Raw genomic sequence first — 19,383 nt, 5'->3', positions numbered from 1 at the left:
ATGGCAAGTTTTAGGTCAAATGAATTTCTATAGTTATTCCATCAGCGCAAGGCAAGACTTTGCAAACTTGTTCACTATTTGATTGAGGGTTCTTATGAGCGCAGCAGATAAAGTCTACGGTTTTAACACGCCACAACGTCTGTTTGTTGGTTATACCTTAGCGGTATTGGTAGACCTGACGGTACTGAACTTCTACGACGAATATTGGGATTTCGTGACCATTGATTCGTTTACGATTTCGTTTGCAGCAGCACTATTACTTCAGTTGCTCCTGAAACTTTCAATTAAAGCAGAACACAAAATTGCAGAGTACTTTAAATCAAAACCTGGCACTGCCCCGAAGATCTATCGCGGACTTTCGACATACGTCATTTTAGTCGGGTCGAAATTCATCATGCTTGAAGCCATCAACCTGTTGTTTGGTGACAAAATCAACTTCAGTGGCCCATGGAATGGTGTGGTCGCCTTCTTTGCCGTCGTGTTCACCATCTTGATCTCTGAAGTCATTGTCGGCAAGATTTATTTCAAACTGGGTGAAAAAGAGCTGCAATCATAAGTAGACTAAGCTCCCCACTGACAGCGCTGATTATTCGGCGTTTTCCCTTGTCTTCTTTGCTTATCTTACATACCACAACCCAGTAACTTCCAATGGATATTTTAAAAGCTAAAATTATCTTCCTATGGATTAACTATACTTGCTTGGTGACATATCTAATGTAGGCAAGGAGGCCTTTCATGAATACTCAAGCGATCGTTCGACTGACAATGGTTGTCAGCCTGGTGTTTTGCACTTTGATAGGCTCAACAACACTTGCCAACACCAACCCCGCACTCCGTATCTCATTAGAAGAAAAGCAGATACTGACGGAAATTAGAAACAACGTATTTGGCGGAGCAAGGCTAGATGCGGCATTTCGACAAGCCACCATCTCCGGTCAGGAGCCCCCCATTTTTCCTTATGAGATAAACGATCGCGGGCTCATCATATGGGAGCTCGCCCCCTCCCAAATACACGCATTTTCAAGCAGTGTTGGCATCTTTCCACCCTACCAGATCACGAGCGTCAAACCAGTCGTCATTGATCGTTCTCCAGCGGATGCCACGCGCTTTGACACATTCCTCGAAGAAAAGGGATGGCAACGGTTAAGAGAGATTTTATTCCCGAAAAAATTCTATGTTATCGCGGATATCGGACTCACTACCCGTGCGGAGCAAGGTTATAAAGTCGACTTAAAAACGTTTGTTCAACTCCCAGGAAGTGACACCACGTATCTGTATCGATTTGCCAGCTATAAAGCGACGCCTGGAACTGACTTGTTGCAACTATCCAATCTAACACCAGCGCAAATACAACTCACCTCATTGCCTCAACAATGGTCCGGCACACTGCTAACGAATGAGGGCAATTTACATTGGACGGTTCCGCTCAAGACAAAAAAAGCCGACAGAACAGAAATCAACAAACGCCTGCACTTTTCACAGTGGTATCTTGATGCAAGTGAAACAGTCTTGGGGCCAATGGGAAGCGTCTCCCGCTATTATTACGATGGCAGTTCGGTCAGTGCTAAGTTCGTCACAACCAAGCCAAGGTCTATCGACATCCACCATGACTTTCCATGGGGGCAGTTCGTTATAGGATCACCACAAGCATTTGTACTGGCGGAAACGAGCGAGTTCCTAGTTCAACCCGTCACTTCTCCTGCTCAAGTACTTGCTGGTGGTGTTAGTGCATGTGCGCTAGCGACACAATCGAGCAATAGTTCAGAGCTTTTCACCCACCTCATCGGTTGTGTTCTGGAAGGGCAAGATCCACAAGACGTATTTGCAACGCTGTTTGGTATCGCTCAATCTCAACCCGCTGTGCTTCCAGCCCACACCCTACCAACCTTATACTATGCTCTACTAGATATTTACCAAGGTCTGGGCATTCTTTATGGCATAGAAAAACCGAAGATGTTCTTCTCACTGCTGAACGCACCAAAGACGCTGTTTATCAACTTTGAAATTGCCACTCATCGTGTCCGTGCATTTGAAAAAGCCTTTATACCCCCCTCATTTAAGCTCGCCAAAATGCGTTTTTATCCAGAGCAACATAAAGCCGTTTACGCCGTATCGTTGAATATTTATCAATCGGTGGGACAAAACCTCAATGGCTATCGAGCAGAATGGTCGACCTATGTCATCAACCCAGAAGAATCCGACCCTAAACCTAGGTTCAGCGTCTTAGAGGCACAAACCAACATCGGCGGGTTTGATCCGATCATCGCTTTGGAACGTTACCTACCCGGTATGGACTTTTCTAACCCGGCTACTTTAGCGCAATTAATCGAGCCGCCATCCGATCAGTTCACCTATACCGAGAACATTAACGATGGGATTCAAGTTAGATTAAGAGACAGCACAGAGGGAATAGTGCTAGACGTTGATATTCAGTATCCACCAGCTTCTCAAATGCTCAAGACCAATCCAACCACAGAATGGATGGAAGCCAATGATTTTATTTATTGGGGGAAAGTAGCGGACATCCTGAAATACGATCAACAGGTTATGTTTGCTGACTTACTGGTGTTCCCCGTCAAATCGACCGATCTAATTTCAGATTCCACTTTCTCTGAATATGTTAAACCCGATCCTTTGCCGATTATTATTTGGAACGGCGGGCAAGATGTCGCACTTGAGCCATGGGGGAACCTCGAAGCCGTGATTGTTGATGAATAATGTGATAGTTGATGAATTAAACAAAAACACCATCGTGCATTCGATGGTGTTTTCAATCCGGTCCCTAAAGCCTTTTTAGCATGTTAAGACGAACTTTGCATGCTAGGTAGCCAAGGTCACCTAGGTAATCTACGATATCTACGCAACAAGGATACTTTTTAGCTCATCTAATGAAGCAACCGTATAGTTTGGTGCTATTTGGCCATCAACACTTGCACCGGTAGTATTCAACCAACAAGTTTCAATACCAAAATTATGACCACCAAGAATATCGGAATGCAGGTTGTCCCCCACCATCAGTACTCGAGTTTTACATGGGTAGCCCATTTGCCCCATCGCGTATTCAAAGATACCTAAATCCGGTTTCGCGATGCCAACTTGCTCAGAGATCACCACATGATCAAAGTAGTTCGCCATTCCTGTACGCTCTAGTCGAATCGCTTGCAGTTCGGTAAACCCGTTGGTGATGATCCCCATCTTCGCTTTACCATGCAGCGCTTCCATCAGCTCTTTTGCGCCTGGCAACAACGTACAGATGTCTGCCATCGCCTCTAGAAAGGCACTGTTCAATTCTGCCGTCGTCGTACTCAGCTTTTCAGCCCACTCGGTGAAACGCTTATGCTTCAACTCTTCTGCCGTCACTTTACCATCTTGATAATCGACCCATAGTGGTTTATTGACCGTTTGGTAGTGCACGAAGTCTTGCTCAGTAAAATCTACGCCTTTGCGAGAAAACATCAGCTGCAAACCTTTGAAGGCATCAAAGTGAAACAAGGTTTCATCAGCATCAAACAAGATCCAGTCGTATTTCATTTTCTTCTTTCCAATATCAAGGTCATTTCTGGCGAGTAGTTTAGATGGTCTTATTCTCAATGAAAATCTCTTATTCGAGACTCTTTTCCTCACTCTCGCTCGAAATACGCAAAATGGCTGATTCAAAAAGCAATCTCATTCTAAGTTCGTTAACTGCTGCCCCAAACGAGTCAGACGATCGCCGCAAACGTTTATTATTGGAATTGATAATTTAGAATACGCCGCCCTTAATTGATGGGGGGACTTAAACGCAGATACTGAATTTGGCAATGCAACAGACGCTCGATTCAACGGTGTATTAGAGCTAATGAGTGATTCTTTAGTTAATCAAACTGTTGATCACGTCGGCCAACAGAACACACCAGAATCAGCAGGGGCAACGCACGAAGACAACAGCAAAGGTCACCCTTAACCCAGAAACACGCACTGCAACGTTTGGCTCACGAGTGGATTACGCGGTGCCATCTGCTGACCTTGATGTGGTAGATACAGGCGTATATTGGCAAGCAAAAGGCGAAGAGGGTCGTTTGTTATTTAATGACTCTCGAGTTGGGGATCGTGGTACAGATAAAGAAGTGTCTTCTGACCACCGCTTTGTATGGGCGACAGTAAAAATTGACTAGTCTTTACTCATCGACATACATCTTTGCACGCTAAAAACAAACAGGCCACGAGTTTTTAGAATGAAACCGTGGCTTTTGTGTTTTACCATTCAGGGAGACGTTAAGACTTATCTGCACCACATTTAGCACATTCTTGATACGTTCTCTCACCTTCGCTAATGACGACATAGTGATTGACACACTTCTCACACAAAACCAATGTTGGATAAGCTAATTTTGCTTTCTTGGCGTTGATATCACCCTCAACTACGTAGAACTTTCTCATTTTTGTCATCACTGATTAGAAATTTATAAGGCATTATATTTCCAATCTACGCATGTTCTACATAATTTTGTGCGCTATTCAGGTGCAGCATTTAACGAGTTCTCTTGATCCAGACGACGAATCAACTTGGCAGGCGTGCCGCCGTAAAGGCAGTCTGGTGGGACATCACTGTTTACCACTGAGTTAGCTGCAATGACTGAGCGAGCACCAATGGTCACGCCTTGGTTGATCACCGAGTTGCCACCAATCCAGACACTATCTTCGATTGTGATCGGCTTACAAAACGTTTCCCACTTGAGTCGACTGTGGTAATCCAGAGAGTGCGAAGCGGTATAAAACTGAACACTAGGGCCGATAAGAACGTGGCTACCGATGGTGATTTTGGCTCCATCAAGCATCACCACGTTCATGTTGATAAAAGTCTGCTCGCCGATCTCAATGGTTTTACCAAATTCACAATGAAATGGTGGTTGAATATAGCTATTTCCCACCTTGCCTAGTAGCTCTGCTTGTAAGGTAATACGCTCTTCGGCATCGGTGCTGCTATTCAACTTGAGTAACGTTTTGGTTGCATTCGTACGAATCGCATCAATCTCTTCGTCTCCACCATCAAAGACTTGCCCAGACATCATTTTTTCTAATTCGGTCACTGGATTATTCCTACAACTTTTGACGTTAATAGAGTAATGCAAAATATTGATAAAAAAGAGAAAAGCTCGCGCTTTTCTCTTTCCTATTTTGTGATTTTGCAAAGGGGTTTATACAATTTCCCAACTATGAGTCATCTCTACGCCTTTACCGAGCATCAAACACACTGAGCAGTATTTCTCTAGTGAATCTGCCGCTACTTTAGCTACGATTTCGGAGTCTAGGTCTTCCCCTGAAACTTCAAAGTGGATATTCACTTGTGTAAAAATTCGCGGTGCTGTTTCACGGCGCTCCGTTGTAAGCTTTGCGTTAACAGAAGTAACTTTTTGACCCGCCGTTTTCAAACCATCAACAACGTCTACAGAACTGCAACCACCAGCAGCCATTAATACCATTTCCATTGGGCTTGGTGCCGTTGCGCCGCCGTTGCCATCCATCACCACTGAATGACCAGATTGAGACTGACCAAGGAACTTAAAGCCTTCTACCCATTTAACTTCTGCTTGCATGGTTTCCCTCATATTGCTATCCAACTCACCGACTCTACTTTCGCTCGATGAGTGCTTGTTTCGTGCCGTTACTGTAACTTTCTGGTCAAAAAGGGCAAAGGAATTTTCAACAACACTGCAATTTTTTCACGCCTTATCCTGTCTTGTTACGTAATACTGATAACGAAACTAACGTTTGAGGCTGCTATGAAGAAAGTATCTAAGTTGCTGTGGGCATTCGCTTTGGTTACTCCTGTCCTGCTTATTCTACTCAGCAAAGTGGGGACTGCCGACACCATGGGTAAAGCCAACGCATCGAGCACTACCGACATTGCGACATTAGCGGGTGGTTGCTTTTGGTGTACTGAATCGGATTTAGAACAATTGCCGGGAGTATTGGACGTTGTGTCTGGTTATTCAGGTGGTGATTTAGCAAACCCGACCTATCGCCAAGTCTCTTCGGGAAAGTCTGGCCATATTGAAGTCATCGAAGTGAAGTTTAACCCTAACGTAGTGAGTTACGAGCAAGTGCTAGATTATTTCTTCCGTCATATCGATCCTACGGACGACAAAGGCTCATTTGTCGATCGTGGTTCTCAATATCGCCCTGCAATTTTCTACCATAATGCAGAGCAAAAGCAGATTGCCGAGCAATTTATGATGGAAATCAATAAAGCAATGATCTATCCAAAGCCACTCAAAACAGAACTGATCGCGTTTGAAAAATTTTACCCCGCAGAAACGTATCATCAAGATTACTACAAAAAGAGTAGCTTGAAATATAAGTACTATCGCTACGCATCTGGCCGAGACAAATACTTAGATAAAGTTTTTGGTGACGATCGCCAAGAGAATCCCAAAACACTACGTCAGCTTATTGAAGAACAGGAATTACAAACCAAAGTAAAGGTTTACACTAAACCCTCCGACAAAGAGATTAAGGCAAAACTGACCGAGCTACAGTACTACGTCACCCAAGAAGAGGGAACAGAGCGTCCTTTTGACAACAAGTACTGGGACAACAAGGCAGCCGGAATATACGTTGATATTGTGTCTGGTGAGCCACTTTTCTCATCTACCGACAAGTACAAATCAGGCACTGGCTGGCCAAGCTTTACTCGACCAATTAACCCAGCTTACATCGTCGAGAAGACCGACTTTAAATTGGTCTACCCTCGCACCGAGATCCGCAGTAAATTTGGTGATTCTCACATTGGTCACGTATTTAAAGACGGTCCAAAACCAACCGGGTTACGTTACTGCATGAACTCCGCTGCGATGGAGTTTATCCCTGTCAACAAGATGGCGAGCCTAGGTTACGGCGATTACCTGTATTTATTCGATAAATAGCCTCATGCTACAGGTAGCCACTCCTAACAAGTAGCACCGCTCAACAAATAGCTATACTCAACAAATAGCTACACTCGACTAAAATCAAGCGGTATCAAGCAAGGTGAAACCAAGAGGAGTGAACAATCAGAGCGATGAAAGGTTTTAAGTCCAATCTGCCGATAAAGGTTTGTCTTGTGTGTAAACGCCCATTTTCTTGGCGAAAGAAGTGGGCGCGAAATTGGGAAGAGATCATTTATTGTTCTGAGCGTTGTCGAAGAAGTAAAAACAAAGAAGTAAAAACAAAGAAGTAAAAACAAAGAAAATGTAGGGCACTCGCCCATCGTCTCTTTCTGATTCTAACTTTTAAAGGCCCTGATCTTTTACCAAGGTAATAACGTGCCATCATAAGCCCAAAATGCCCCGCTATCTTGAGGGGTTGAGTTTTCTATCAAGCTCAATAAATCATTTGCCACACGTTCTGGTGTAAACAACTGACCCTCAGGCACATTCGCTTGAAATGGGGCTGATAAGGCGGTATCCGTCGTACCTGGATGAAGTGAAAGCACCGTGCCATGTTTGACCATTCGATGCCATTCTATCGACATGGTTTTAAGGAACATGTTTAACGCCGCTTTTGATGCGCGGTAGCTGTACCAACCGCCTAGTTGATTATCTCCTATGCTGCCGACTTTGGCCGATATGGTGGCAAATTTGGGCGCGGTACTGCGTTTTAGCTTGGGTGTAAAGTATTTCGCTAACAGCAAACTCGGCAGAGTATTCACAGCAATGGTGAGATGGAAAAAATCCGCATCGAGCGCGTTAAGGTTCTTCTCTGGGCCTTTATCTTGAGTGTGCAACATACCCACGCAGTTCACTAACCAATCAACTTGTTCAATTTGCTCACTGAGCGCTTTGACTTGGGCATCTTGCGTCACATCCACTTGATACCAGATAACATGAGGATGCGACCAACTGGGCTTTTGATTGCGGTACGTTGCGTGCAACCGAGCATGAGGAAAACGAGCCGCTGCTTGTTGCACCATCGCCAAACCAATTCCACCATTACCACCGACGATGAGTATTTCCATCACAAGTTCTCCGCGTTTTCTATGTAGTGTTCTGCGGTATCCAGTATCGCTTGACGTTGCTGCTCTTCCATATTGTCCCAAGAGCGATAAATCATCCTAATTCGTGGGTGGGTTGCTAAACGTTTATCGTGTTTGTTCATAAAGCGCCAATATAAGCTATTGAATGGACAGGAGCCTTCACCGCTACGTGCTTTGTTGTCATAATGGCAGCCCTTGCAGTAATCGCTCATTTTGTTGATGTAAGAACCACTCGCCGCATAGGGTTTTGTGCCAACAATGCCACCATCAGCAAATAGCGCCATCCCTCGCGTATTCGGCATTTCTACCCATTCAATGGCATCGACATAGATGCCGAGGTACCACTCATCCACTTGATCGGGGTCGACTTCCGTTAGCAAACAAAAATTACCCGTGACCATCAAACGTTGGATGTGGTGCGCATAGGCATAATCTAGCGACTGCCCAATTGCGTTTCGCATGCACGCCATTTTCGTTTCGCCATTCCAGAAGAAGTTGGGCAGCTTTCTTTCTGCTCCCAATTCGTTCTTTTTCTGGTAAGCAGGCATGTTTGCCCAGTAAACGCCGCGAATGTATTCCCGCCAGCCTAGTATCTGTCGTACAAAACCCTCAACTTGAGAGATATCAATATCAGCGTTGGAATGAAATGCCTTGAGTGACGCATCAATCACTTCTTTGGGGTGCAGCAGCTTGCTATTAAGCGAGAAAGAAATCCGACTGTGATACAAGCTCCACTTAGCATCATGCTTCCCCGTCATCGCGTCTTGAAAGCGACCAAACAGTGGTAAACAGACTTTGCAAAAATGAGCGAGTAAGGACAAGCTTTGCGCGCGATTGATCGGCCAGATCAAATCCCCCCCAAGGTTGCCTATTGTTTTGATGTTATGTCGCGCTAACCGATCAGTAATCACACTCACATCAGTACTGAACATCAAGGGATGTGGCAGTTGTTCAATGTCTTTGGCTTTGAGCTTGTTTCGGTTATTAGCGTCGTAATTCCATTTCCCTCCTAACGGTTTGCCATCTTGCATCAAGATATTAAAACGCTTACGCATGCGGCGGTAAAAGTGCTCCATCATGATGTGCTTACCTTGCGGAAACTGTGATTCAATCTCTTCAAAAGGTAATAAAAAGTGTTCAGTATCAACGCATCGCGTCACAACCCCTTCAAGCTTGAGTCTCGTTAACTGTTCCAAAAGTCGGTATTCATCTGGGCGTTGATATTCAAACTTGATTGCACCAACGTCACTCACATAATGCTGTAAGAGTTGCTCTAGAGCATCGAAAGGCTGGGTGTCATCTAAAGAAAGATACAAGACCTGATGACCCTCGCTTTGGCGCTCTTTTGCAAACAGTTCCATTGCAGAGATGAACGCACACACTTTTTGAATATGGTGCGTCACGTAGGTATTCTCTTGCTTAAGCTCTGCAATCAGGTAGAGGATGCTTTCGTCAGGTTGTTTAAACCAAGAATGCTCACTGTTGAGTTGATCGCCCAAAACCAATCGTACGGCTTCAAATTGCATTACGGCTTCTCCTAGGACGAGGTTTTTTCTTGGCTTTCCATCACGATAGGCCAATCGACCATGTCCACGCTGTCCAACTGGGCGCCAGCACAACGGCCTTGCCATCGGTCAATAAATTCCATATATGGGTCATACATCTGCGTCTGTTTTTCGAGGTTGAATTGTCGTGACCCTCGCGGATCGGCTCCGACTCCAGCCAGGTATTGCCAATTTCCCCAGTTCGATGCCACATCGTAGTCGATCAGTTGTGATTCAAAATATGCTGCGCCATAGCGCCAATCAAGGCCAAGTTCGTGCACCAAACAACTTGCAACCAATTGCCTGCCACGATTCGACATGTAGCCCGTTTCATTGAGTTGGTGCATACAAGCGTTTACGATAGGGAAAGGCGTTTCACCTTTCTTCCATTGCAAAAAGCGATGCGCATAAAATGTGGTAAGCGGCGGCTGGTTTCGAATACCAGCAAATTGAAAAAGTTGCTTTCCGTATCTGCGAGCATACCAATAGAAATACTCACGCCAAAGAAGTTCGAAATAAATCCAATAGGTAGAGTCATTCGCTCCATTGAGACATTCATAGTGCTTCAGCATTGCGAAAATGGTCCTCGGTGAAATACAGCCATGTGCTAGCCAAGGAGAGAATTTCGTTGAGTTGTCTATACCATCAAGACTGTTACGAGTGTCTTTATATTGACTCGCCAATGACGAAAAAAAGTATCGTTCACAATGTATCAGCCCAGCCCGCTCACCACCTTTTAGCCACGCTGATTTGCTTTCCTCATCCGAGCTTAATAAGACAAGCCAATCTAATTCAGGAGGTGGTGGGGGAAGCGATTTAACCATTTCATCGGGTAACTTGACCTTTTGCTTCTCGGTCTTTTTTCGAAACTGAGTAAAGGTCTTGGGCAATGCATCGAGAGTAAAGGGGAGCTGCACAATGTTGAACAAACTACGATTATGATGTTGAACGACACAAATGTGCGGACATTGAGTTCTGATGGTTTGGATCACACTTTGCTCATCAGAAGAAGGAACTGCATCTACATAAAGGTGCGTTACACCTGACTGCTTAATGGCGTGGATGATCGCCACTCGCGGCTCCCATACCGTTGTAAATAATCGCTGCCCAAACCCAATAAGAGATTTATCTAAATCATGTAATGATTGCTCTAAAAATTGTCGTTTTACCCGACCAAACTCACGCTCTTGCGCAAAGTGTGCCAAAAAAGGCGTAATTTTAGGCAAACAATACAGACAAATGAGCTTTTCTACTTCTGAGGATGCATGTTGCAGCAATCGATTATCATGAACTCTCAAATCATTTGTAAACCAGTACAGACCCACCTTAATGCTCACAAGACACTCCTTGCTTTACATGAAACCATATTCCAACTTTTCTTACGAATCTCACTGAGTCACGATCAGAAAAAGCTGTCGAGATGGTATTAGTGCCTACCGCTTTGGCGGGGAAGAATTTGCGTTGATTGTACCAAACAAGTCGTTTCGCATTGGTCTCAAGTACGCAGACAGACTGCGGCGAATGATTGAAAAATTACGCGTCACCGATAAACGCTCTGGCACACAGGTACAAAGCATCACTGCGTCATTTGGCGTGGCAGAGTACCAAATCGTTGATACGCTAGAATCGCTGATTAATAAAGCTGATAAACAATTCTATGAAGCCAAACAGCTAAGCCGGAACCGTGTCATGCCCGTCTAAACGGCTTTTTCAAAACACAAACCCCCAAGCTTGTGCTTGGGGGTTTGTTATTCTGACTCTTGAATGTAAATTAATCCATTCTGTAACAGTAACTTAAAAAGTAATCTTCACCATTTTTAGCCGTATATTCTTTATCTTCACTGCACGCCATTGGTTTGCCTTTCTTATCGCCTTTAATAAGACTAATCCAGTGACGCATCGCCGTTGTTGCATTGCCCGTTAGCTCTGGGCTGAATGTCGTACGTGTTTCGAGTTGGATGTCATTGATATCCATTAGCTCAATACATCCCGTGCCTTTATGACAACCAAACAGCACTTCAACATGACTGCCTGACTCGTCTTTAAACAAAATGGATTTTGGGTCTTCTTTTTCACCCGTATAAGCCACAAAGTGTTTTGGGCTTTTCAGGCCACTATGGGTTCCATCTTTAAAGAAAACCAGCACATGTCGGTAATCAATCACATAGCTTGAAACATCTTGGTGTGACCCTTTTTCCAACGGAAACATACGGTCGAGTAGTTGCTTCGCTTTCACCTGTTTCTCACTCTGCTGCTCAGCACTTACCGCTTCGACGGCAAATACAGCTTCAGCGATAAACGGACGTTGTTGTTGGGTTTCTTTTTTATCGAAGTTCAGCATATTCATCGTCATATCCTCGTACTTAACACACTAGTTAGAGTAAAAACTTAAAACTGACGTTTAAGTTTCAGGCAAATTTGTGAAGTGGAGAGTAAATTTCTTTGCCTGCTTATTATGAAGACTAGCGAATTATTGACTACAATTTCACAACAAAAATTTTACAGTGTGAATTTTACAAAATGTCTGTGCCAAAAAGCCTGATTCGCCAGTCCCATTTTTTAGGTACGAAAATTCGCAACCTAAGAAAAAACAACCATTTAACGTTGGAGGATTTGTCTGCGCGCTGTGTAAGAATTAATCCGGAGTACGCACCATCCGTTTCGTACCTTTCGATGATAGAACGAGGAAAACGGGTTCCTAGCATCGATATGCTAGAGGTGATTGCCGAAGTTTTTCAAAAAGAGCCCGCTTGGTTTTTGGACGATAAGCCGGAGCTAGAAGCGATCACCCCCAACAAAGGCAATCGAGGTGGCATCAATGGTATGGCATTAGAGCCAAGCTTCTTGTTCTCTAACGATATTCTGCAAATTGCCATTCCTGAGATGCTTTCCCAAACTGGCATCACAGGGAGGCAATTTGCCCATTTGTTAATTCGTGCTCACCAAGAAAACCACCAAAACCATTTCCCAGACTTAGAGCGTGCAGCAGAAGAGGTCGGATTGAAGCGCTTAAATTTATCAGTAGAAGATCTGATTGATATCGCTAAAAGTATGGGATTTAACATTCGTTGGGTAGACCGAGCACCGCAAGACGTCATTGATGAACTAGGCGTCAGCGCCAAGCAACTGGTGACCTCATTTATGGAAGCGCCAGGCACCATCTATCTCAACAAACTCATGCGTGACTACCCTACCAGGTTGAAATACGACCTTGCGGTTTATATTGGCCATCGAGTACTACACAGTAGTGATGGGATGAACAACGTATTGTCCATCGGCCAACAGAACAACTGGGATCAACCAGACGGCTCGGCATCAGGTTCTAGTCTTAACTCTCAAGACATTCTGCAAGCATGGCTTGACTTTGAGTCTAGTTTCTTCGCGGGGGCATTATTGTGTCCGAAAGTACCTTATCGCCAGTTACTTGACCGCTCAGGTTACGAAATCTCGGTACATAAAAAAGCGGGAGTTTCTCCCTCTGTCGCAATGCGACGTATGACTGTTGTATCCCCATACCCTCACTGGCACTATTTTGATGCTTATGGCCCGGGTAAATTAAAAGCAGTCTATCGCGGTAACGGCATTCCACTACCGTGGGGCAACATGCGCACGGTTAACGATCCTTGTCAGCACTGGGCGGTATTTAGACGGTTATCACAACCTCTAGATACCAGCTCTGCCCAAATTTCAATTTTAAACGTGGGGAATGAACCAAGGATATACTGTTGTGAGTCGGTCAATATTGTTGACCCTGCTGGTAACAATCGTGTGTTGTGTGCGGGTATCGATCTTAATCCCGCTATCTCGGCTCAAGGAGGGGATGCGTTATCCATCGCAGAAGAACTCAAATCACTGTGTGTCACATCAGGGGGAAGTAGCGTAATTCCACCGCATATCAAAAAAGATCTCACCACCATCGCCAAAATCCTCAACATCAATTGGATTGAACGAGGAATTCAAACACAGGCAAGGTTAATTTGTTCTAGAGGCGCGGTGTGCCCAAGACAGCCAAGCTGTTATAGCAAATGTCATGAATCTGAAAACTCAGAGGGTGGTATTCAATCGATTGAACTGTAAAAAGAAAAAACGCCAACCACAATAAAGGTGATTGGCGATATATATCTGTGAACAATCTGTATTCACTAACAACGTCAGTTGGCTAGATGACCCTCGGCTTAATAAGGGTCAGTTAAGTAATTGCATTATACGTGCCAACTTTAAACTTGCGACACACCGTTCTTTTTCATGCATACTGTCGCTTTTTTAAGCAACAAGTTGCAATATGCAATTGCAAAATGCAATCGAGTATAAATATGCCACCAATGGCATTATTACTTATGCTTTTCTCAGCAAAATGATTTCCCCATTACTTATCCCTTCCCGCGACACGACGCTTTTGCCTGTACATCCAGTCATCAGCAATCTTCATCATCATTTCAGGGGACTCAATCTCAGAATCAAACACGGCATAACCCAAACTGGCTCTAAAGTAAATCTGTTGGCCGTCATATTTTACGGGTGTAGAGCACAGCGCCTTTCTGAGTTTATTTAAGAGTGCTCGAATATTTTCTTCCGTTTCGGGGTTGTGCACTAATACCAAAAATTCATCGCCTCCTACGCGCGCGACAATATCGGAACGACGTAGAGTACGCTTCACGCGCTGAGCACAAGCGATCAATACCTTGTCGCCAGCATCATGACCGAAAGTGTCATTGATATGTTTAAACTTATCCAGATCAATATTAATCAATGCAAAACTGTAGCGCTTCTTGTATCGCTGAGCGATTTCAAACTGCTGTTTATAAGATTGCATGAAATAGCGACGGTTAGGCAATTTAGTAAGCTCGTCGTGTAAGGCACGGCTATCTGCAATGCTATACAAGCGGTAGATGACGATCATCGCACAAATTAAGACCAATAAGATCGAATAACCAACTATTCGAGCCAAATTAAAAATATACCAAGGCACTTGGTTATCTGATTCACCATTAGAGTGTACTGCCATGAGCCACCCTCCGTTAGGAAAGTGAACCCTCTCTCTTCCATACACTTGTTTTGATTCATTGTGATCGCCAAAGAACACATCACCATACTGACCAAGGTTATCGTAACCTCTAATGGTTAAAGGGTATAAATACGAGAAATTCAGCACGCCAATATCTTGAAATAGCGCTTTTAAATCGATCGTCGCCCTGATGGCCCCCCAGTAGTTCTTATTAATGGGAGGATCAAAAAATACTGGCACCTGCACAGTAAGGATCAGGTCGCCTTCTTTTAGGCTCACCGGGCCGGCGACAACAATGTCTTCAATCTCTCTGGCTTTTTCTTCCAGAATACGAGAATGCTCAGCAACAGCGCTCTCGTTGCCTTGTCTCGGATATGCTCGACGTAAAACCTCATTTTCTGCAATACCAATACTGATGATGTGTCGGCTTTTATCTAGAATGTGATTCACAATCCTATTCAGTTCATGATAATCATGCGTGGGCAGCAAAGTAATGGTCGCCGCAAGCGTACTGACCTTATAGATGTCAGCCATTAAAGAGGCTTCTAAGCTCGCTCCTAGAAGCGACAGTTGCTCTTTAGTTTTGACTTGCGTACGCTCTTGGCGCAGCTTGTTCTGGCTTTGATGCAACAGCTCTATCGTCGCAACACAGACCAAAATAAAAGTGGCAAAGAAAAGTACAAAATAGTGCTGCTTTTTGGGTGAATAAGACATGCGCCACCCCCCCATAATTTGACACACAAAAGTGATAAGTATTCACCACAATTAAATAACTTACCTATAGTAATCATAACCAAAACCACTAATGGTGCGGGGAATTATTCCGCAATTTTATGACCAAAACAGGATGACCAATATGGATAAACAAGGTGATTTATTTGAAAGCTCATTTTGGCAAGATGTCAGTCATGGCAGAATCTACTACCAACCTGATTTTCTAAGCGAAATAGAAGCGGAGCACTATTTTTCTCGTTTGAGATCGACACTACCGTGGCATCAAGAACACATTATGATATTTGGTCGTTCGGTGCGTCAGCCACGTCTACAAGCTTGGTATGGTGATACTGCTTATACATACTCCGGCCTAACCATGCCCCCCTCCCCATTAACTCCAGATCTAAATGAGCTCAAAGTGCGCAGTGAAGCCGTTGCTCAAACCACATTCAACTCAGTGTTGGCCAATTTATATCGCAATGGACAAGATTCCATGGGGTGGCATCAAGACAATGAACCGGAGCTAGGAGCAAATCCCGTCATTGCCTCGCTAAGCTTGGGCGAAACCCGCCGTTTTGTGCTCAGAAATTTACATTGTAAAACTCAAATTGAATACGAACTTTCCCCCGGTTCTCTACTGATCATGGCCGGTGAGCTACAGCATCACTGGAAACATGCCGTGCCCAAAACAGCGAAACTTAAAGGTGAACGAATCAACCTTACTTTTAGGCACATAGTAACGTAACCCGTTGTTATGAGTTAAAACCGGCCACAAAGCAATAGGCCATATTGCTTACGTATTGATGAGATAAGAAAAAAAACGCCATATAGACGGGTTTTGTTCAAATATTTATTTGGCCATCACTTACAGCGAAATAAAGATACCGGCTAAGCAAGCATTCATTAAGTTTGCGAGTGTGCCCGCAGCTACCGCTTTTAGCCCCATGTTTGCCACATCTTTACGACGTTCAGGGGCAATCACACCGATAAAACCTAGCTGAATCGCAATCGAACCAATGTTCGCAAAACCACACAGCGTAAAAATAATAATTACTTGGGTATGTTGAGATAGCATCGCTTTGTGCTGTACAAAGTCAATGAATGCTACGAACTCGTTCATTATCACCTTCTGACCAATGTATGAACCCGCCGCTAAAACTTCGTGACTAGGGACACCAATCAACCCCGCCAGAGGCGTAAATAGATAACCGAAAATCGCTTGTAGCGTAATGTCCGCAAAACCGAACATTTCACCAAGGTTTTCCAGTTGATTGAAGAACGACTCTCTTACAGCAGGAACGCACAACCTAATAGTGCAACAATACCAAATAGACTAAATAGAACACTCATGAATCGGACCTACTGAACATTGAAAAAGAAAGAAACGCCAAAGGAATTGGCACAAGAAAGGGACAACGTATCGAGTGGCAGCGCACTCGCAGATCCAAATTGGTGATAGAACGGATAGTTCGAGATCTTATTTTTTACCTTATACAAGCAATTGAACGTAGCTGGTCCGATCCGTGGGGTCATTCACTGCGGTCGAGATTAACACTCTGCCTGATCCATGTGGCGGCTTGTATGGGTAAGGGGCTTGAACAGCTATACCCTATTTCCCGCTTAAACGGGACGCAAGTATAGTCAACAAAAAGAGAGTTTCATTATGTTTATTACGCAAACGTTCAAGCATTCAAGAATCAAGCAAAGATGCCATTCAAGGCCCATACTTGTATAAAAAGCAGGGCTTTAAGGTAAAACTGAGCCATGAACACCATTAAATTGAGCAATAAATACGCAATCAAACATCAAACACGAGAAATAAGTAATTTTATTCTCGCCAATTGATGGATTTTGGATATACAATCTAACTCGCTTCTTTCGGGAGCCTCTGCTTACGCAGAGTATCATGATGCCGAGATGGTGAAATTGGTAGACACGCTAGCATGAGGTGCTAGTGCCTTAGGTGTGAGGGTTCGAGTCCCTCTCTCGGCACCATTATCTTTCCTAAGAGAAACCTAGAGTGTAATGCAAAGTTCTAAGCAGGCAAAACCATCCGCAGATGCTAACCAATTACTTAGCGAACTAGCGGTGCACGCCCTATTACACCTACACTTCAAAATCCACGCATCCTCGCGAAATCTTCCCCAAAAAGAGCGTAATGATCTGCTACAGAAGTGGCTTAAACCTAAGCTAAAAAGCAATCGCTACAAGCTGATTAAAAAGCCGTTAAAGTCATTAACTCAACAAGCAAAAGGGGAAAATGGTAACCTTGAAGTCTTGCTTGAGCGTTGTGTTGGTGCCGATAAACCGCGTAATCCGCAACCTCATCTCGACAGTTATTTACTTTTAATTAACGAAATCGAGAAAAAGTTAGGCACGACCGTATTGCTCTCTCGTCCTGAAGATGTCGACTTATCTCATGATCAACATGGTTGCTTATTGTGTGTGCTATCCGATAACTTAAACCAGCACTTCGACGACAATAATGCCCTAATTGCACCAATTTCGATGCTTTTCCGCGGACCTATGAGCCAACGCTCTTTGTTCCTAGGCAGTATTTATGCAAGCAACACCTTCAATTACGAAGTGCTGTACCAAGATGAACAGTTTGTGCGGATCACGCTAAAGTTAGCATGATCACTAGAAGCCATGTTTTCGAATCTAAAAAGGCCGCGAATTTCGCGGCCTTTTTCCTATCCAATGCCATTCTAATCGATAACACGGAATCGAGCAGTAAAGTGGCGCAATACCGGAGGCTCGTAGTCAAACGTTAAACCTTTTAACTCATGCGCTCGGTTCTTAAGTTCGATGATCGCATCAGCGATGTAATCCATGTGGTCATTGGTATAAACACGACGAGGAATGGTCAAACGCATTAGCTCCAGCTCGGACGCTTTTTGCTCGCCCGTCTCTGGATCACGCCCTAGCAATAGTGAACCAATCTCTACCGCTCGGATTCCCGCTTCTAGGTATAAAGCATTACATAACACTTGTGCCGGGAATTGCTCTGCGGGAATATGTGGCAAGATTTTCGCTGCATCCACGAATACGGCGTGACCACCGGTTGGGTATTGAATAGGAATTCCGCCTTCACGTAGACGCTCACCCAAGTACTGTACCTGACTAATTCGGTAATGAAGAAAATCTTCATCAGCCCCTTCATACAAACCACGAGCTAGCGCTTCCATATCACGGCCAGCCATACCGCCATATGTTACAAAACCTTCCATAGGAACACATCGAGTCTGTACGGCCTGAAACAACTCTTGGTGGTCGCGAATACAGCACATACCACCAATGTTCACCATTGGGTCTTTCTTGGCCGACATCGTTAACATGTCACCGTACTGGTACATCTCGCGGATGATTTCTAGGATCGACTTATCCTCATATCCCGCTTCACGCTGCTTGATAAAGTACGCATTCTCACAGTAACGAGCCGAATCAATCACCACAGGAATGTCGTATTGGGTGGCAATTTCGTACACGCTGCGCATGTTTTCCATCGACACTGGCTGACCACCGGAGCTATTACACGTAATCGTCGTAATGATGGCACAGATGTTAGTTGAACCATGTTCTTCAATGGTTTCCACTAGCTTACCAAGGTTGAAATTGCCCTTCCAATCATAGGGGGTCGTAGTATCAAATGCTTCTTCCGTCACCACGTTGATCGCCTTACCACCATTAAGCTCAATATGGCCTGCTGTCGTATCGAAATGGTAGTTAGAAATGAATACCGGTGTTGTACCGCCCCTGACTTGACGCATTCGCTCAATCAAAGCAGGGAACAAAATTTGCTCCGCACCACGACCTTGGTGTGCAGGCACAGTGAGCTTGTAACCAAAGAAATGCTCTACCGCATCACACAAGTTGTAGTAATTGCGACTGCCAGCATAGGATTCATCCCCCATCATGATTCCTGCCCACTGATTATCACTCATAGCACCTGTACCAGAGTCGGTCAGTAGGTCGATATACACATCATCACTGCGAAGCAGAAAGGGGTTAAACCCCGCCTGTTTAAGGGCAATTTCTCGGTCAGCCAAGGTCGTCATTTTGATAGGCTCAACCATTTTGATACGGAACGGTTCTGGGATACGTTTCATTGTTAATTTCCTTATACA

At 44.3% G+C, this 19,383-nt stretch carries 18 protein-coding genes, 1 tRNA gene and 2 pseudogenes; 10 read left to right on the top strand and 11 right to left on the bottom strand.

Annotated elements, in window-relative coordinates; all coding sequences use genetic code 11:
- The first annotated feature begins 94 nt into the window (after positions 1-94).
- Together AK966_RS13010 and AK966_RS13005 are read left to right on the top strand one after the other, a co-directional pair.
- Positions 95-556, top strand: coding sequence for a hypothetical protein (locus AK966_RS13010; RefSeq protein ID WP_119464303.1), 462 nt, complete (start codon positions 95-97; stop codon positions 554-556).
- Between the two features lie 179 nt (positions 557-735).
- Positions 736-2,718, top strand: a complete 1,983-nt coding sequence (locus AK966_RS13005; RefSeq protein WP_119464302.1) for a hypothetical protein — start codon at positions 736-738, stop codon at positions 2,716-2,718.
- A 138-nt stretch (positions 2,719-2,856) separates the two neighbouring features.
- Here the strand turns inward: AK966_RS13005 and yjjG are convergent, their stop codons facing one another.
- Positions 2,857-3,531, bottom strand: a complete 675-nt coding sequence (gene yjjG, locus AK966_RS13000; RefSeq protein WP_099078286.1) for a pyrimidine 5'-nucleotidase — start codon at positions 3,529-3,531, stop codon at positions 2,857-2,859.
- Between the two features lie 446 nt (positions 3,532-3,977).
- Between yjjG and AK966_RS19945 the strand changes: the two genes are divergently transcribed.
- The gene (locus AK966_RS19945) at positions 3,978-4,154 is read left to right on the top strand and encodes a hypothetical protein (RefSeq protein ID WP_172438052.1); all 177 of its coding nucleotides are present in this window, start codon (positions 3,978-3,980) and stop codon (positions 4,152-4,154) included.
- 100 nt (positions 4,155-4,254) lie between these two features.
- On the opposite strand, the gene AK966_RS19940 is transcribed toward AK966_RS19945, so the two are convergent.
- The 3 genes from AK966_RS19940 to AK966_RS12985 form a co-directional block, all read right to left on the bottom strand.
- Complete coding sequence (locus AK966_RS19940) at positions 4,255-4,419, bottom strand: hypothetical protein (RefSeq protein WP_099078354.1); 165 nt, start codon at positions 4,417-4,419, stop codon at positions 4,255-4,257.
- A 74-nt stretch (positions 4,420-4,493) separates the two neighbouring features.
- Positions 4,494-5,069: a sugar O-acetyltransferase gene (locus AK966_RS12990; protein ID WP_099078288.1), complete on the bottom strand. Its 576-nt coding sequence runs from the start codon at positions 5,067-5,069 to the stop codon at positions 4,494-4,496.
- 108 nt (positions 5,070-5,177) lie between these two features.
- Entirely contained in the window at positions 5,178-5,576 is a 399-nt protein-coding gene (locus tag AK966_RS12985) for an OsmC family protein (RefSeq protein ID WP_099078289.1), read from the bottom strand.
- Between the two features lie 186 nt (positions 5,577-5,762).
- Between AK966_RS12985 and msrB the strand changes: the two genes are divergently transcribed.
- Together msrB and AK966_RS12975 are read left to right on the top strand one after the other, a co-directional pair.
- Positions 5,763-6,905, top strand: a complete 1,143-nt coding sequence (gene msrB, locus AK966_RS12980; RefSeq protein ID WP_119464301.1) for a peptide-methionine (R)-S-oxide reductase MsrB — start codon at positions 5,763-5,765, stop codon at positions 6,903-6,905.
- A gap of 134 nt (positions 6,906-7,039) precedes the next feature.
- Positions 7,040-7,198: a DUF2256 domain-containing protein gene (locus AK966_RS12975; RefSeq protein ID WP_099078291.1), complete on the top strand. Its 159-nt coding sequence runs from the start codon at positions 7,040-7,042 to the stop codon at positions 7,196-7,198.
- Between the two features lie 69 nt (positions 7,199-7,267).
- Here AK966_RS12975 and AK966_RS12970 read toward each other — a convergent pair whose 3' ends face one another.
- From AK966_RS12970 to AK966_RS12960, 3 genes are read right to left on the bottom strand one after another with little or no spacing between them, the layout of a single operon-like run.
- Positions 7,268-7,975, bottom strand: a complete 708-nt coding sequence (locus AK966_RS12970; protein ID WP_099078292.1) for an SDR family oxidoreductase — start codon at positions 7,973-7,975, stop codon at positions 7,268-7,270.
- Positions 7,975-9,519 carry a cryptochrome/photolyase family protein gene (locus AK966_RS12965; RefSeq protein ID WP_099078293.1) on the bottom strand — a complete coding sequence of 515 codons (1,545 nt, stop codon included), beginning with the start codon at positions 9,517-9,519 and terminating at the stop codon, positions 7,975-7,977. The genes AK966_RS12970 and AK966_RS12965 overlap by 1 nt, the downstream gene beginning before the upstream one ends.
- 11 nt (positions 9,520-9,530) lie before the next feature.
- Positions 9,531-10,874: a DASH family cryptochrome gene (locus tag AK966_RS12960; protein ID WP_099078294.1), complete on the bottom strand. Its 1,344-nt coding sequence runs from the start codon at positions 10,872-10,874 to the stop codon at positions 9,531-9,533.
- Positions 10,875-10,938: 64 nt separating this feature from the next.
- On the opposite strand from AK966_RS12960, the pseudogene AK966_RS12955 reads away from it, so the two are divergent.
- A pseudogene (locus AK966_RS12955) lies at positions 10,939-11,238 on the top strand (GGDEF domain-containing protein); the annotation flags it as partial.
- A gap of 70 nt (positions 11,239-11,308) precedes the next feature.
- Here AK966_RS12955 and AK966_RS12950 read toward each other — a convergent pair.
- Positions 11,309-11,884 carry a hypothetical protein gene (locus AK966_RS12950; RefSeq protein WP_172438053.1) on the bottom strand — a complete coding sequence of 192 codons (576 nt, stop codon included), beginning with the start codon at positions 11,882-11,884 and terminating at the stop codon, positions 11,309-11,311.
- Between the two features lie 173 nt (positions 11,885-12,057).
- Here AK966_RS12950 and AK966_RS12945 point away from each other — a divergent pair, with 173 nt between their 5' ends.
- Positions 12,058-13,614 (top strand): DUF3612 domain-containing protein, encoded by a 1,557-nt coding sequence (locus tag AK966_RS12945; RefSeq protein ID WP_099078296.1) that lies wholly within the window; start codon positions 12,058-12,060, stop codon positions 13,612-13,614.
- A gap of 289 nt (positions 13,615-13,903) precedes the next feature.
- On the opposite strand, the gene AK966_RS12940 is transcribed toward AK966_RS12945, so the two are convergent.
- Positions 13,904-15,256, bottom strand: coding sequence for a diguanylate cyclase (locus AK966_RS12940; RefSeq protein WP_119464300.1), 1,353 nt, complete (start codon positions 15,254-15,256; stop codon positions 13,904-13,906).
- Positions 15,257-15,398: 142 nt separating this feature from the next.
- Between AK966_RS12940 and AK966_RS12935 the strand changes: the two genes are divergently transcribed.
- Positions 15,399-16,001 (top strand): alpha-ketoglutarate-dependent dioxygenase AlkB, encoded by a 603-nt coding sequence (locus AK966_RS12935; RefSeq protein ID WP_099078298.1) that lies wholly within the window; start codon positions 15,399-15,401, stop codon positions 15,999-16,001.
- A 120-nt stretch (positions 16,002-16,121) separates the two neighbouring features.
- Here AK966_RS12935 and AK966_RS12930 read toward each other — a convergent pair.
- Positions 16,122-16,523, bottom strand: a pseudogene (locus tag AK966_RS12930) (nucleoside transporter C-terminal domain-containing protein); the annotation flags it as partial.
- Between the two features lie 644 nt (positions 16,524-17,167).
- Here AK966_RS12930 and AK966_RS12920 point away from each other — a divergent pair.
- Together AK966_RS12920 and AK966_RS12915 are read left to right on the top strand one after the other, a co-directional pair.
- Positions 17,168-17,251: transfer RNA gene (locus AK966_RS12920), tRNA-Leu, on the top strand.
- 30 nt (positions 17,252-17,281) lie between these two features.
- Positions 17,282-17,893, top strand: a complete 612-nt coding sequence (locus AK966_RS12915; RefSeq protein WP_099078299.1) for a DUF2913 family protein — start codon at positions 17,282-17,284, stop codon at positions 17,891-17,893.
- A gap of 71 nt (positions 17,894-17,964) precedes the next feature.
- Here AK966_RS12915 and AK966_RS12910 read toward each other — a convergent pair whose 3' ends face one another.
- Positions 17,965-19,365: a tryptophanase gene (locus tag AK966_RS12910; protein WP_099078300.1), complete on the bottom strand. Its 1,401-nt coding sequence runs from the start codon at positions 19,363-19,365 to the stop codon at positions 17,965-17,967.
- Between the last annotated feature and the right edge of the window lie 18 nt (positions 19,366-19,383).

It is taken from the genome of Vibrio sp. PID23_8, from assembly GCF_003584965.1.
Classification (GTDB): Bacteria; Pseudomonadota; Gammaproteobacteria; order Enterobacterales; family Vibrionaceae; genus Vibrio.
This window is presented reverse-complemented; position numbering and strand designations above follow the sequence as displayed.

Excerpts from the sequence above, each read along its gene's own strand:
- AK966_RS12935 (WP_099078298.1), top strand. The coding sequence starts at position 15,399 with ATGGATAAACAAGGTGATTTATTTGAAAGCTCATTTTGGCAAGATGTC.
- AK966_RS13005 (WP_119464302.1), top strand. The coding sequence starts at position 736 with ATGAATACTCAAGCGATCGTTCGACTGACAATGGTTGTCAGCCTGGTG.
- AK966_RS12950 (WP_172438053.1), bottom strand. The coding sequence starts at position 11,884 with ATGAATATGCTGAACTTCGATAAAAAAGAAACCCAACAACAACGTCCG.
- AK966_RS12915 (WP_099078299.1), top strand. The coding sequence starts at position 17,282 with ATGCAAAGTTCTAAGCAGGCAAAACCATCCGCAGATGCTAACCAATTA.
- AK966_RS12940 (WP_119464300.1), bottom strand. The coding sequence starts at position 15,256 with ATGTCTTATTCACCCAAAAAGCAGCACTATTTTGTACTTTTCTTTGCC.
- AK966_RS12975 (WP_099078291.1), top strand. The coding sequence starts at position 7,040 with ATGAAAGGTTTTAAGTCCAATCTGCCGATAAAGGTTTGTCTTGTGTGT.
- yjjG (WP_099078286.1), bottom strand. The coding sequence starts at position 3,531 with ATGAAATACGACTGGATCTTGTTTGATGCTGATGAAACCTTGTTTCAC.
- AK966_RS12910 (WP_099078300.1), bottom strand. The coding sequence starts at position 19,365 with ATGAAACGTATCCCAGAACCGTTCCGTATCAAAATGGTTGAGCCTATC.
- AK966_RS12965 (WP_099078293.1), bottom strand. The coding sequence starts at position 9,519 with ATGCAATTTGAAGCCGTACGATTGGTTTTGGGCGATCAACTCAACAGT.
- AK966_RS12985 (WP_099078289.1), bottom strand. The coding sequence starts at position 5,576 with ATGCAAGCAGAAGTTAAATGGGTAGAAGGCTTTAAGTTCCTTGGTCAG.
- AK966_RS12945 (WP_099078296.1), top strand. The coding sequence starts at position 12,058 with ATGTCTGTGCCAAAAAGCCTGATTCGCCAGTCCCATTTTTTAGGTACG.
- AK966_RS19940 (WP_099078354.1), bottom strand. The coding sequence starts at position 4,419 with ATGAGAAAGTTCTACGTAGTTGAGGGTGATATCAACGCCAAGAAAGCA.
- msrB (WP_119464301.1), top strand. The coding sequence starts at position 5,763 with ATGAAGAAAGTATCTAAGTTGCTGTGGGCATTCGCTTTGGTTACTCCT.
- AK966_RS12970 (WP_099078292.1), bottom strand. The coding sequence starts at position 7,975 with ATGGAAATACTCATCGTCGGTGGTAATGGTGGAATTGGTTTGGCGATG.
- AK966_RS13010 (WP_119464303.1), top strand. The coding sequence starts at position 95 with ATGAGCGCAGCAGATAAAGTCTACGGTTTTAACACGCCACAACGTCTG.